Consider the following 13,510-nt stretch of genomic DNA (forward strand, 5'->3'; position numbering starts at 1 on the left):
ACGCCATTGACAGGACATCACAGCCAGCTTGTGGATTGGAAAGTGGGTCAAAGCGGGTAGTTGCGCCATGCCAGCACGCGGATAAAAAAGGCGACCTCAATGGTCGCCTTTTTCGTTGTCGCTGACTCGTTAATCGTGCGCGACAGCGCTCTCAATGGTCATGCGTACATCGCTGGTAACCAGCTCAGCCAGGATATGCCAGGTCGCCAGCGTCTGCGCCACGTCTGCATCGCCACTGTCGCTGATATAGCCTTCATCACGCAGTGTGAGCACCAGTGAGGAAAACACCGCTTTATCAAAGAACTCCGGCGCGTTAATGCCGTGCAACACGCTCAGACGCTGCGCCAGGGTACGGCTCTCTTTTTCCAGCGTGCCACGGTTGATGGTGGGCTTGGCACTCAGGATGGAGAAAGTAATGGCGTAGCGCTGCAGCGTCTCACGTACACCTGCGGCCAGCAGCTGAAGCGTACGGTAACGCGCGGTATTGAACGACAGCAGGCCCGCTTCAATGGTAATCAGCCCCTGACGCGTCAGTTCCTGGCACAAATCAGTGAGCAACTGCGGCAGTTGGTCATTGCTCCAGCGCAGGAACAGTTCGCTCTTCAGCATGGGGTAAATCAGACTGACCTGACGCAGCAGTTCGGCTTCGCTCAGATTACGGTGCTGCTGCACAATCGCCGCAATCAGCGCTGGCATCACCAGCATATGATGAATGTTATTACGGTAGTAGGTCATCAGCACGGCCTGCTCGCGCGGCAGAATAATGATGTCACCAATACTGTCTTTCTCACTCTCGAACTTGTTCATGCTAAGGGCATGGTCCAGCAAGGCTTCGGCGGACATGTCTGGCAATGTTGCATCCGGTGAGTAGGGCACATTGCGCAGTAACTGGGTGTAGCACTCCAGTTGCTCAATCAGCTGCTCGCGAGTTAGTGAGCGCTGACGTGAAGCAAGCAGGGCGGTCACGCACAGGTTCATGGCATTCGCCGCGCCGGCTTCATTGATTCGCACCATGATGGTGGCCGCGATATCATTCGCCGTTGGGGTTAACCAACCCGGGCGTTGGGCTTCAATGGGATCGATAGAATCCCGCCATTCAGGAACGCGCTTGTTCAGATAATTTATCAGCGGCAGCGGCTCACCAAAATTCACGTATCCCTGGCCGAGGTTACGCAGCTTGCGCAAGCCGCGCACCATCTGCATAAAGCCTTCTTTCTCTTTAACGGCACCGCGCAGTTCTTTCGCGTAGGTTCCCACTTCCATGACATGTTCATAGCCGATGTAAATAGGCACTAACGTGATAGGGCGCGTACCGCCGCGCAGCATGGCCTGCAGCGTCATGGATAACGTCCCGGTTTTAGGATCCAGCAGTCGGCCAGTACGTGAACGGCCGCCTTCAACGAAGTACTCGACGGAATAGCCGCGGGTAAAAAGCTCGCCCAGATATTCGCGGAAAACGGTGGAGTAGAGCTTGTTGCCCTTAAAGGTACGGCGAATAAAGAAGGCACCCAGACGGCGGAAAATCGGCCCGGCAGGCCAGAAATTCAGGTTAATACCGGCGGCGATGTGCGGCGGTACCAGCCCCTGGTGATACAGCACGTAAGACAGCAGCAGGTAATCCATGTGGCTGCGGTGGCAGGGCACATAAACGATCTCGTGTCCGTCCTGCGCCAACTGACGCACGCGCTCACCGCCGTTCACATTGATACCCTGATAGAGGCGGCTCCAGAGCCAGCCCATTACCCGGTCCGTCACGCGAATGGCTTCATAGGAGAAGTTGGCGGCAATCTCTTCCATCATCTCGATGGCGTTCTGCTGCGCTTTCTCATGGGAAATCTTTTTACTGCGTGCTTCGTCTTCTACCGCTTTTTCAATCGCCTTCGATTGCAGCAGGCGGTTGAACAAATCCTGGCGCGCGGGAAGGCGCGGGCCAACAGCCGCCAGACGCTGACGGGCAAAGTGGATACGGGCAACCCGGGCCAGTTTCTGGGCGATGGATTTATCCGTGCCGTGCTCAGTCGCCATACGACGCAGAGAGACGGTCGGTGAGAAGCGCACAAAACTGTCACGTCCATGCCAGAGCACGGCAAAGAATTTTTGTACGCCGTTAAGCAAGCGCAAATGCGGTGGATTGTCTTCACCCTGCACTTCCCGACCAGGTGCACGACCAAACATAACTGAAACCGGTAACATCTGAATATCAAGCTCAGGATTACTGCGGTGCAGATCAAGATATTCGTGGAAGATTTTTACTGACTCGACGCTGGGCACGAAATAGGGGAACACGCGCGGACCGTCGTGAATAAAGACATGGCGCGGCAACAGGGCCCCGTCAATCTCCAGTGGTGAGAGCGGATCGGGCAGATCGTGCCGGATGCACTGCGCACGCAAAGTGAGGAGATCGGCCTTTGAATCATAAGGCAGGACATACATAATAGGCCGGGTAGGATCCAGCCCATGTTCGGATACGGGATCGGCCGGAATGGCCTTACTCTTTACCAGAAACGAAAGGGGTAAATTCAGTAATTTATAAAAAAGTATACGCCAACCTGACATAGACAATATGAAGCCTCTTGTTAGCAAAGCGGCGCAAGCTTATCAGAAAGCGCAGCAAAAATCTGTGACAGCGACAATTGTGCGCTGCCCAATATTGACGTCAATCCTTTGAAAAGAGTTCCTTTATTATGACAAATAATGCCACCGGCCTTAACCGTATTGTGAAAGCGGCCGGCTATTCATGGCAAGGTCTGCGTGCTGCCTGGCAGCACGAAGCCGCTTTTCGTCAGGAAGCGGTTGCCGCAGTGGTGGCGATTATCCTGGCCTGCTGGCTGGATGTCGATACTGTTTCGCGCATCCTGATGATTGGTTCTGTCGTGCTGGTGATTATTGTCGAAGTCCTGAACAGCGCGATAGAAGCCGTGGTAGACCGCACAGGCCAGGAGCGTCATCCGCTTGCCGGGCGGGCAAAAGACATGGGATCCGCTGCCGTTTTTATCGCAATATTACTGGCCCTTTTTGTCTGGGGAACGCTGCTTTGGTCGCATTTGCGATAAGCGTTCCATCTCGGCTCAAATAACTGATTTTGACCTGAGTTTTGGTTTCCATTTCACCAATACCTGTATATACTCACAGCGACTGTATAAACAACCAGGGGGCGGGATGAAAGCATTAACCAGCAGGCAGCAACAGGTCTACGACTTGATTCGCGACCACATTAATCAAACAGGCATGCCGCCAACGCGTGCAGAAATTGCTGCACAACTCGGTTTTCGTTCGCCCAATGCGGCCGAAGAACACCTGAAAGCACTGGCGCGTAAAGGCGTGATTGAAATTGTCTCTGGTGCGTCCCGCGGTATCCGTTTGTTAATGGAAGAAGAGCCATCAGAGGGCCTGCCGCTGATCGGTCGTGTTGCCGCCGGTGAGCCATTACTGGCCCAGGAACACATTGAAACGCATTACAAAGTGGATCCCGACATGTTCAAGCCTTCAGCGGATTTCCTGCTGCGCGTAAGCGGTATGTCAATGAAAGACATCGGCATCATGGATGGCGATCTGCTGGCCGTACACAAAACGCAGGACGTGCGCAATGGTCAGGTTGTGGTGGCGCGCATCGATGACGAAGTCACGGTAAAACGCTGGAAAAAGCAGGGTTCTGTGGTGCATCTCTTACCTGAAAACAATGATTTCGAGCCTATCGTTGTTGACACCCGTGCCCAGTCACTGACCGTTGAAGGTCTGGCCGTGGGCATTGTGCGTAACGGTGAGTGGCTGTAAAACCGGTTAAGATTGTCGGTTTTCGTCAATCTTACTATTCCCCTGCTTGTCCTTACTTTTCCGCTGTGGGTTGACCTGAAACCCCGGCGGTTCATCGCACGGATTCACGAATGCGCTTTCTGACGGCTACCGATAAAAAACTGTGGCGGTTAGCGCTGCCCATGATCCTGTCAAATATTACGGTTCCTTTGCTCGGCCTGGTCGATACGGCCGTTATTGGCCATCTCGACAGTCCGATCTATCTGGGCGGCGTCGCCGTCGGCACGACCGTCACCAGCTTTGTCTTCATGTTGCTGCTTTTTCTACGCATGAGCACTACGGGCTTAACGGCACAGGCATTCGGTGCGGGCGATAAGACCGCGCTGGCGCGTGCGCTAACACAGCCACTGATCATCGCCCTGGTGGTCGGCATCCTGTTTATCTTCCTCCGCTATCCCGTCACCGCATTGGCGACCCGCTTTGTCGGTGGGGATCCGTCGGTGCTGGAACAGGCTGCTCTGTTTATTCATATTCGCTGGCTCAGCGCGCCCGCAACGCTGGCTAACCTGGTAATCCTGGGCTGGCTGCTGGGCGTTCAGTATGCCCGGGCACCCGTCATCCTGCTGGTGGTGGGGAATGTCATCAATATCCTGTTAGATCTTTGGTTGGTTCTGGGCCTGCACTGGGGCGTGTCCGGTGCTGCCACCGCCACCGCGCTGGCAGAATACGCGACGTTGCTGGTCGGTATGGCAATGGTGTGGCGCGTATTAAGGCTCCGTGGTATCAGGTTTGATATGCTCGCCCGCAGCTGGCGTGGCGATATTCACCGCCTTCTTCGCCTTAACCGCGATATCTTACTGCGCTCATTGCTCTTGCAGCTCTGCTTTGCCTCGCTGACCGTACTGGGTGCCCGTATTGGCCCGGATGTGGTAGCGGTAAATGCTATCCTTCTGATGTTTATCACTTTTACCGCTTATGCCCTGGACGGCTTTGCCTATGCCGTCGAGGCCTTTGCTGGCGAAGCACACGGGGCAAAAGACGGTAGCCGACTGCAGCAGGTATGGTTGTCTGCCTGTCGCCAGGCCCTGTTAGTGGCGCTGTTTTTCTCGCTGGCCTATGCTTTTTTTGGCTATCAGATCGTGACTTTGCTGACTTCTATTCGTGCACTGCAAGAGGCGGCCGATAGTTTTCTGATTTGGCAGATGGTGTTACCGCTGATCGGCGTCTGGTGCTATCTGCTGGATGGCATGTTTATTGGCGCAACGCGGGGTAGAGAAATGCGTAACAGCATGGCAGTGGCTGCGCTGGGTTATTTCCTGACGCTCACGACACTGCCTTGGCTGGGCAACCATGGTTTGTGGCTGGCTATCGCCGTTTTCCTGGCCCTGCGTGGCTTATCCTTGTGGCTGGTCTGGCGGAAGCACTGGCGTAATGGCACCTGGTTCAATGCCTGACCGCTCAGCCGTAATTATGACGCAGGATACATAATATTTTCATTTTTTCCGGCAATCCTGAAATTACCTACTACAATTAACTTTGAATGGCGCTGATGACCAGCGCTTTATATCGTGATTTTGCTTAACTGCAAGATAATGCGAAACCGAAGGATAACGTGGAGGTCTGCAATGAATAAAGACGAAGCGAGTGGTAACTGGAAACAGTTCAAAGGAAAAATGAAAGAGAAATGGGGCAAGCTGACCGATGATGACATGCAAGTCATTGAAGGTAAACGCGATCAGCTGGTCGGTAAAATCCAGGAACGTTACGGCTACGCAAAAGAAGAAGCGGAGAAGGAAGTAACGGCCTGGGAAGGTTCTAACAAAGATTACCGCTGGTAATCACGCTTTTCAGGGACGCTCCTACCCGGGTCGGTACGCTCATGCCGGCCACCGCACAAGGATGTGCAAACTAGCTCCGCTTACCGCGCTTTTTCCCTTCAGCTTGATGGTCGTGATCACAATGTTCATGCTGTTCACACGCCTCAACTTCAGCACAGTTCTCACATAAGCCATGCGCTTCGATCACGCTATTTCTGAGGATAAAATGGGCTTCCTCAGCCAAAGAGGCGATGATCTGCTCCGCGCCCTGAGCCTGCTTTTCGGTCACGCCAGCACAGCGATCGCACACCAGCATAACCGACGTGTGTGCAGGCGCTTCGAAGTGATGGCACATTACGTAGCTGTTATTTGACTCCACCCGATGAATAAATCCCTGCTCCAGCAGGAAATCCAGCGCGCGATAAACGGTGGGCGGTTTTGCCTGTGGCTCGCTAACCCGCAGCTGATCAAGCAGATCATAGGCACTGATTGAGCCAGGCTGTCCGGCCATCAACCTCAGCACTTCTGCTCGCTGTGTTGTCAGGCGGACACCGCGCTGTAAACACAGCTTCTCAGCCTGGGTCATAATTTGCTCTGGCGTCATGGTTGACATGAAAGTTCTCCGCTGGACAGGTGATGTTATCTTATCACAATAATTATGTTGACGCTGAACCTCGCCAGGAGTCCCTAAGCCTGCCTTTTTGGCCGCTTTTCCCCCTGTTTTCCCCCGGCAACAACCCGCCTGAGACCAGTGTATTTCAGAATGTTTATAGATATTTTTTACTTTTACTTTACATCTCACTGAGTTAAGCACTAATGTTTAAATGTTCTTAATAAAGTGCTGGCTCAGACCGGATTTGCCTGAAGCTTTTCTGGCGGTAACTGCACATATCGGATCGAAAAATAATCAATCCACGGAATTGCGCCACTATTTACTCTGAATTCACAGCAATAAAGCGTTAGCAATCCTCCACAATGGAGCTAACAAACTATTCAGTCGTTAATGTTTTGACGGCAATATTTCAGGTGATGATAAGCAAATGGCAAAATTAACCGTACCACGTTCCGTTCTGGTTTTTCCTGCAGTGTTCAATGCCCTGGTTTTCTCATCTTCCGCGCTGGCCGCAGGAACCTGGTATGATGCCCGTAACGATGCCATGGGTGGAACAGGCGTGGCGTCCTCGACCTACGGATCAGCCGTTCTGGCCAACCCGGCCTTGATGACCAAAGCGAAACCTGATGACGATGTCAGCATCATTATTCCCAGTGCCGGTGCGCAAATCACCGACAAAGACAAGATGGTCGATAAGATCGATAACATCACTGACACAGTGAATCGCTATCAGGATCTGTTCGAAAATGCATCGGGGTTTGAGCTGTTGCGTCGTATTCCTGAGATACAGGCCGCTTCAGGCGACTTAGCGAATACGCTCCGGGACTTACGTGGTAACAAAGCTAATGCCACAGCGGGCGTGGCGATTGCCGTAACCATCCCTAACGAAACCCTGCCTTTTGCTTTTGTGACTAAGGCTTACGGTACAGCACATGTACGCGCAAACGTGAAAGAGGGCGACATTGTCATACTGCAGGGCGTTGCTGATGGCTCCTTTGCAGGTATTCCTGGCGGTCCCTTTGGGCTGGCTAATATCCAAAACTTGCTGGGTTCCAGTGCCAATGGGCTGGCTGCACTGAATACGGATTATGGTATTGCCGTTGCGCATGAATTCACCATCGCCGGTCAGCCGGTTTCAATTGGCATTACACCCAAGCTGCAAAAAACCTGGCTGTATAACTATTCCGCCAGCGTCTATAACTACGACAAAAACGATTTACGCGATGGCCGCTACCGCAGCACGGAAAGTGGCTTCAACATTGATGCCGGCATGGCGACAGTGTTTGCTGAAAACTGGACGCTGGGCGTGACCGGACAAAACCTGGTTTCCCGCGATCTGGAAACGAAAGAAGTGAACGGCTACCGCGATACTTACGAAATCCGGCCGTTAGTAACCGCGGGTTTAGCCTGGGATAAAGGTCCCGTTACCCTGACAGGCGATGTTGATCTGACTGAAACCCACCGTTTTAAATCGCAGGAAAACAGCCAGTACGCTGGCGTCGGTGCGGAATACCGTGTACTGGACTGGCTGCAGTTACGTGCTGGTTACCGCGCGGACATGCGTTCGACTGATGAGAACGTAGCCACAGCCGGTTTCGGCCTGTCACCATTCAATAATTCTGTGCACCTGGATCTGGCGGGTTCGGTAGGCCAAAACAATACCTGGGGCGCGATGGCTCAGCTCGGATTTAATTTCTAATCTCCGCCATTCACGGGCGGGCGATACCTTGTCGCCCGCCCTTATGCTATCCTTGCGCAGAATATCATCACTGTTAACCACCGGACCGACTGCGCTTCATGACCGATACTTTTTCATCCCAACGCTTCTCCATTGCCCCCATGCTCGACTGGACTGACCGTCACTGTCGCTATTTCCATCGCCAGCTTACGGCTGACACGCTGCTGTATACCGAGATGGTAACAACGGGCGCGATTATTCACGGCAAAGGCGATTATCTGGCATACAGCGAGCAGGAGCACCCGGTCGCATTGCAGTTGGGCGGCAGCGATCCCGCAGCCCTGGCGCAGTGTGCGGCGCTGGCAGAGCAGCGCGGTTACGATGAGGTGAACCTCAATGTCGGTTGCCCGTCAGACCGGGTACAGAATGGTCGTTTTGGCGCCTGCCTGATGGCGGAAGCTGGCTTAGTGGCTGACGGCATCAAAGCGATGCGCGATGTGGTGGATATCCCGGTAACGGTTAAAACGCGCATCGGCATTGACGATCAGGACAGCTATGCTTTCCTTACCGACTTTATCGGCACGGTTGCCGAACGCGGTGGTTGTGACACCTTTATTATCCATGCCCGCAAAGCCTGGCTTTCCGGACTCAGCCCGAAAGAGAACCGTGAGATCCCACCGCTGGATTATCCACGTGTTTACCAGTTAAAACGCGATTTCCCTCAGTTAACGATTGCGATTAACGGCGGCGTTAAAACGCTTGAAGAAGCGAAAACGCATCTTCAGCATCTGGATGGCGTCATGATGGGCCGCGAAGCCTATCAAAACCCCGGTATCCTCGCACAGGTGGATCGTGAATTATTTGGCCGCGACCGTCCTGCTGTCGATCCGGTTGCGGTGGTGCGCGCGATGTATCCTTATATCGAGGCAGAACTGTCGAAAGGCACCTATCTCGGCCATGTCACGCGCCATATGTTGGGCCTGTTCCAGGGCATTCCTGGTGCACGTCAGTGGCGTCGTCATCTTAGTGAAAATGCGCACAAACCTGGCGCTGACGTCCGCGTGCTGGAGGCGGCGCTGGCGTTGGTCGCCGACAAAATTCCTCAGGAAGCCTAGTTCTGCCAAACCAGCCATCAGGCTGGTTTTTTTAACACCATAATTTGGTGAATTTCATCATCTTTGGGCTGGGGCTATTCTGTTATCTTATTTAAAATCAAAAAGTTAACCTTTGGCACGTTTCTTGTAATAAATAATCTATTGATAACGAGGAGCACCAAAATGGACATACTTTTTGTATTGGGTTTTTTCCTGATGCTGTTATTCACCGGCGTGTCCCTGTTAGGCGTCATTGCTGCCCTGATCGTCGCGACGGTGGTGATGTTTATCGGTGGCGTGTTTGCGCTTATCGTACACGTTCTGCCCTGGCTCATACTGGCGGTGGCAGCGGTGTGGCTTTATCGCCGCTTTTTTACTGATGAAGACACACGTCGACGCAACAGGCTCAAACGCCGCTTCAGCCGACTGGAAAGAGATGGCCGGTACTAAATGTGGGCGAGATCACAGGTTAAGAGATTGCCGGTAAGATAATGGCTGCGGACCATACTTTTTACTTATATTTTCTGTCAGGATGGCTCGCGTGATTTCATAATCTGTTCATCGCTTCTGCCCCTACATCAGTGCGAATGAAAAATAAAAGAAGGGCTTCCTGCGGGAAGCCCTTTTTATTTCACGGAATTAACAGGCTCGATCCGTGCGTGGCCCGGCTTTCCAGCACCTGATGTGCCTTACTGGCGTCTTTAAGGGCAAATTGTTGCTGTTCTGGCACATCGACCTTAATCGCACCGCTGGCCAGCAAAGAAAACAGCTCAGCGCTGGCTGTCTCCAGTTCCTGGCGATTGGTGATGTAACCAAACAGGGAGGGCCGGGTAACGAACAACGATCCCTTTTTGTTCAGGATACTGAGATCGATATTGGTCACCGGACCCGAAGCATTACCAAAGCTCACCATCAGCCCCTGACGGCGCAGACAGTCTAGCGAGGCCTCCCAGGTCGCTTTACCCACGGAGTCATATACCACGCCAACCTTTTCGCCTGCGGTCAGTTCCATGACGCGCTGGGCAATATCTTCTTGCTGGTAGTTAATGGTGGCCCAGGCGCCGGCATTTTTTGCCCGCGCCGCTTTTTCTGGAGAGCCGACGGTGCCAATCAGGTGTGCGCCAAGCGCTTTCGCCCACTGGCAGGCAATCAGCCCAACCCCACCGGCCGCCGCATGAAACAGGAATGTTTCATCCGGTTTTACCTTGTAGGTCTGACGAAGCAGATACTGTGTGGTCAGGCCTTTGAGGAAACTGGCGGCTGCCTGCTCAAAGCTAATTGCGTCTGGTAACAGCATCAGACGCTCTTCAGCTACATTGTGGCGTTCACTGTAAGCGCCCAGCGCCGCCTGGCAATATACGACGCGATCGCCGGGCGTAAAGCGCGTAACGGCCGAACCGACGCGGGTGACGACACCGGCCGCCTCGGTGCCCAGCCCCGAGGGAAAATGGCCCGTTGGATACAGGCCGCTGCGCACGTAGGTATCAATATAGTTAATGCCAATCGCGCGATTCTCTACCTGGATTTCATGCTCGGTGGGATCGGCAAGCTCAAAATCGACCCAGTTTAAGACCTCGGGACCGCCGTGTGCGTTGAACTGAATACGCTTTGCCATTCTTACTCCTGTGATTGTTTCATCATGAGGGTGAGGCGCGCCCCTTAACTGAGGTATACTTGCGCGTCCCCACAGAAGATCGGTAATGCATTCACTATGGCAGGAAATAAACCCACCAACAAATCGAACGAAACGCAGGATCGCCAGTTGGAAGGCGTGAAAATGCCCCCGCATTCGCTGGAAGCGGAACAGTCGGTACTGGGTGGGTTAATGCTGGATAACGAGCGCTGGGACAATGTGTCCGAACGCGTCGTAGCTAATGATTTCTTTAATCGCTCGCACCGTCTGATTTTTTCCGAGATGCAGCGCCTGCTGGAAAACAGTAAGCCAATCGATCTGATCACCCTGTCAGAATCGCTCGAAACGCGGGGCGAACTGGAAATGGCAGGCGGTTTCGCCTATCTGGCTGAGCTGGCCAAAAATACGCCCAGTGCTGCGAACATCGGCGCTTATGCCGATATCGTGCGCGAACGCGCCGTGGTGCGCGAAATGATCGCCGTGGCAAACCAGATCGCCGATGCCGGTTACGATCCACAAGGGCGCAGCAGTGAAGATCTGCTGGATTTTGCTGAGTCGAACGTATTTAAGATTGCAGAGGCGCGGGCCAATAAAGATGACGGCCCAAAGAACATCGAGCAGATTCTTGAAGCGACCGTTTCTCGCATTGAGTCGCTGTATCAGACGCCGCATGATGGTGTCACCGGAGTGGATACCGGCTACCAGGACCTGAATAAGAAAACCGCCGGGCTTCAACGGTCAGACCTGATTATTGTGGCTGCCCGTCCGTCTATGGGGAAAACCACCTTTGCCATGAACCTGTGCGAAAATGCCGCGATGTTGCAGGACAAGCCGGTTCTGATCTTCAGTCTGGAAATGCCCAGCGAGCAGATCATGATGCGTATGCTGGCTTCCTTGTCGCGCGTGGATCAAACGCGTATCCGTACCGGCCAGCTCGACGATGAAGACTGGGCGCGGATTTCAGGCACCATGGGCATCCTGCTGGAAAAGAAGAATATGTATATCGATGATTCTTCTGGCCTGACGCCAACCGAAGTGCGTTCGCGCGCGCGTCGTATCTACCGTGAGAACGGTGGACTGAGCCTGATTATGATCGACTACCTGCAGCTGATGCGCGTCCCGGCACTGTCAGATAACCGTACGCTGGAAATCGCGGAGATTTCGCGTTCACTCAAAGCGTTGGCAAAAGAGCTGAATGTGCCGGTGGTGGCCTTATCCCAGTTAAACCGCTCTCTGGAGCAGCGTGCAGATAAACGCCCGGTGAACTCCGATCTGCGTGAATCCGGATCGATCGAGCAGGATGCCGACTTGATCATGTTTATCTATCGCGATGAGGTCTACCACGAAAACAGCGATCTTAAAGGGATTGCCGAGATCATCCTGGGTAAGCAGCGTAACGGCCCCATTGGTACCGTTCGCCTCACTTTTAACGGTCAGTGGTCGCGTTTCGATAACTACGCTGGGCCGCAATACGACGACGAGTAATGCTGCTGTGTGCCGACATGCACGATCTGTGCATGTCGGCCCCCGCCGTGCGAAATAGTGTTGGACAAGCCTGCAGATAATCGGGTTATCTGTAGTAAAGCAACACTTTACGCGATGGAAACAGCATGACTCATGTAGACGATTACGATCTGAAAATCCTCACTCTGTTACAATCCAATGGCCGCCTTACTAATCAGGAACTCAGTGATTTAGTGGGTCTTTCTGCATCGCAATGCTCACGCCGCCGTATCAACCTTGAACAGGCAAACCTTATTCTTGGCTATCATGCGCGTTTGTCGCCCGACGCCGTCGGTCTTGGCATGGTTGGGCTAATCGAAGTGCGCCTGATCAACCATACTGCAGACTATGTTGAGAGCTTTCATCAAATGGTGGAACGGGAAGAGGCCATTGTTGATGCTTATAAAACCACCGGCGATGCCGACTATCTGCTTAAAGTCGCGGTAGCTGACTTAGCCTCGCTCAGTGCCTTAATCAGTCAGCTTTTAGCCGGGCACCAGAGCGTTTCCCATGTCAAAACGTCGGTCGTGCTAGGCAGACTGAAAGAGAATGGCCTGATGATGAGTGCGGAACCGGCTGCGCGCCAAAAAAGCGCATGATGTGCCATTTTGGTGCAGATTAAACGCGATAAACTGCCTGATTTTGCGCTATTTGTGCATAAAATAAGTCGGTATTGCACGAAAGCACCCGCCCGGACGGGCGAAAACGGTGATCTTCTGTCAACCTGTTGCCAGCGCAGCCCGGCTGGCGCAGTTATTGCATCAGTGCGTCATTACCCGTACTGAGACAGCATCATGGATAACATTGTACAACCCGCTCATATTCCCCACTCTCGTCTTGAAGATGCGCTTGCGATTCTGCTCGGCACGTTAATGGTGTCGTTCGGCGTGATTATGCTGAAGCAGGCGGGCGCGCTGACCGGCAGCACGGCAGGCCTCGCGTTTTTAATCAGCTACCTGTCGCCCATGTCTTTTGGCAGCGCCTTTTTTCTCATTAACATCCCGTTTTACTGGCTGGCCGTAAAACGGATGGGCTGGGAATTTACCCTGAAAACCTTCAGCGCCGTCGGGCTGGTGTCGCTTTTTACCCACCTGCACCCGCTGTTTATGCATTTTTCCGCGCTGAATCCTTTTTATGCGGCATTGTTCGGTAACGTCATCATGGGGATTGGGTTTATAGTGTTGTTTCGTCACAAAGCCAGCCTGGGTGGAATCAATATTCTGGCGCTGTGGTTACAGGATCGTTTCGATATCCGCGCCGGTAAACTGCAAATGGCGGTAGATACCTGCGTCGTGCTGGCGTCACTTTTTGTCGTCAGCCTGCCCATGTTGCTTGCTTCTGTAGCCGGTGCGGTGGTCCTTAATGTGATTATCGCAATGAACCATCGCCCCGGGCGGTACAGGGTTTAGTGGCCCCTTT

General features: G+C 53.3%; 13 protein-coding genes. 10 read left to right on the plus strand and 3 right to left on the minus strand.

Features of this window, described 5'->3' with window-relative positions; genetic code table 11:
* Positions 1 to 129 precede the first annotated feature (129 nt).
* Positions 130 to 2,556 carry a glycerol-3-phosphate 1-O-acyltransferase PlsB gene (plsB, locus tag EL29_RS19335; protein ID WP_014595060.1) on the minus strand — a complete coding sequence of 809 codons (2,427 nt, stop codon included), beginning with the start codon at positions 2,554 to 2,556 and terminating at the stop codon, positions 130 to 132.
* A gap of 128 nt (positions 2,557 to 2,684) precedes the next feature.
* On the opposite strand from plsB, the gene EL29_RS19340 reads away from it, so the two are divergent.
* From EL29_RS19340 to EL29_RS19355, 4 genes are all read left to right on the plus strand, one after another.
* Positions 2,685 to 3,053, plus strand: coding sequence for a diacylglycerol kinase (locus EL29_RS19340; protein ID WP_013024155.1), 369 nt, complete (start codon positions 2,685 to 2,687; stop codon positions 3,051 to 3,053).
* Between the two features lie 106 nt (positions 3,054 to 3,159).
* Positions 3,160 to 3,774: a transcriptional repressor LexA gene (lexA, locus tag EL29_RS19345; protein ID WP_014595061.1), complete on the plus strand. Its 615-nt coding sequence runs from the start codon at positions 3,160 to 3,162 to the stop codon at positions 3,772 to 3,774.
* A gap of 110 nt (positions 3,775 to 3,884) precedes the next feature.
* Positions 3,885 to 5,207, plus strand: coding sequence for an MATE family efflux transporter DinF (gene dinF, locus EL29_RS19350; RefSeq protein ID WP_028715927.1), 1,323 nt, complete (start codon positions 3,885 to 3,887; stop codon positions 5,205 to 5,207).
* A gap of 171 nt (positions 5,208 to 5,378) precedes the next feature.
* Positions 5,379 to 5,591: a CsbD family protein gene (locus EL29_RS19355; RefSeq protein WP_014606944.1), complete on the plus strand. Its 213-nt coding sequence runs from the start codon at positions 5,379 to 5,381 to the stop codon at positions 5,589 to 5,591.
* 70 nt (positions 5,592 to 5,661) lie between these two features.
* On the opposite strand, the gene zur is transcribed toward EL29_RS19355, so the two are convergent.
* Positions 5,662 to 6,183 carry a zinc uptake transcriptional repressor Zur gene (gene zur, locus EL29_RS19360; RefSeq protein ID WP_028715928.1) on the minus strand — a complete coding sequence of 174 codons (522 nt, stop codon included), beginning with the start codon at positions 6,181 to 6,183 and terminating at the stop codon, positions 5,662 to 5,664.
* 427 nt (positions 6,184 to 6,610) lie between these two features.
* On the opposite strand from zur, the gene traF reads away from it, so the two are divergent.
* The 3 genes from traF (at position 6,611) to pspG (ending at position 9,405) form a co-directional block, all read left to right on the plus strand.
* Positions 6,611 to 7,882, plus strand: coding sequence for a conjugal transfer protein TraF (gene traF, locus EL29_RS19365; protein ID WP_013024160.1), 1,272 nt, complete (start codon positions 6,611 to 6,613; stop codon positions 7,880 to 7,882).
* Positions 7,883 to 7,980: 98 nt separating this feature from the next.
* Positions 7,981 to 8,976 carry a tRNA dihydrouridine(20/20a) synthase DusA gene (dusA, locus tag EL29_RS19370; RefSeq protein WP_013024161.1) on the plus strand — a complete coding sequence of 332 codons (996 nt, stop codon included), beginning with the start codon at positions 7,981 to 7,983 and terminating at the stop codon, positions 8,974 to 8,976.
* A gap of 162 nt (positions 8,977 to 9,138) precedes the next feature.
* Positions 9,139 to 9,405 carry an envelope stress response protein PspG gene (gene pspG, locus EL29_RS19375; RefSeq protein ID WP_014606942.1) on the plus strand — a complete coding sequence of 89 codons (267 nt, stop codon included), beginning with the start codon at positions 9,139 to 9,141 and terminating at the stop codon, positions 9,403 to 9,405.
* Positions 9,406 to 9,586: 181 nt separating this feature from the next.
* Here pspG and EL29_RS19380 read toward each other — a convergent pair whose 3' ends face one another.
* The gene (locus EL29_RS19380) at positions 9,587 to 10,570 is read right to left on the minus strand and encodes a quinone oxidoreductase (protein ID WP_014606941.1); all 984 of its coding nucleotides are present in this window, start codon (positions 10,568 to 10,570) and stop codon (positions 9,587 to 9,589) included.
* Positions 10,571 to 10,666: 96 nt separating this feature from the next.
* On the opposite strand from EL29_RS19380, the gene dnaB reads away from it, so the two are divergent.
* The 3 genes from dnaB (at position 10,667) to EL29_RS19395 (ending at position 13,500) form a co-directional block, all read left to right on the plus strand.
* The gene (gene dnaB, locus EL29_RS19385; protein WP_013024164.1) at positions 10,667 to 12,073 is read left to right on the plus strand and encodes a replicative DNA helicase; all 1,407 of its coding nucleotides are present in this window, start codon (positions 10,667 to 10,669) and stop codon (positions 12,071 to 12,073) included.
* Positions 12,074 to 12,198: 125 nt separating this feature from the next.
* Complete coding sequence (locus EL29_RS19390; protein WP_013024165.1) at positions 12,199 to 12,690, plus strand: Lrp/AsnC family transcriptional regulator; 492 nt, start codon at positions 12,199 to 12,201, stop codon at positions 12,688 to 12,690.
* A 195-nt stretch (positions 12,691 to 12,885) separates the two neighbouring features.
* The gene (locus EL29_RS19395) at positions 12,886 to 13,500 is read left to right on the plus strand and encodes a YitT family protein (protein WP_013024166.1); all 615 of its coding nucleotides are present in this window, start codon (positions 12,886 to 12,888) and stop codon (positions 13,498 to 13,500) included.
* The last annotated feature ends 10 nt before the right edge of the window (positions 13,501 to 13,510 follow it).

Origin of the sequence: Pantoea ananatis LMG 2665, assembly GCF_000710035.2 — a bacterium.
Lineage (GTDB): Bacteria > Pseudomonadota > Gammaproteobacteria > Enterobacterales > Enterobacteriaceae > Pantoea > Pantoea ananatis.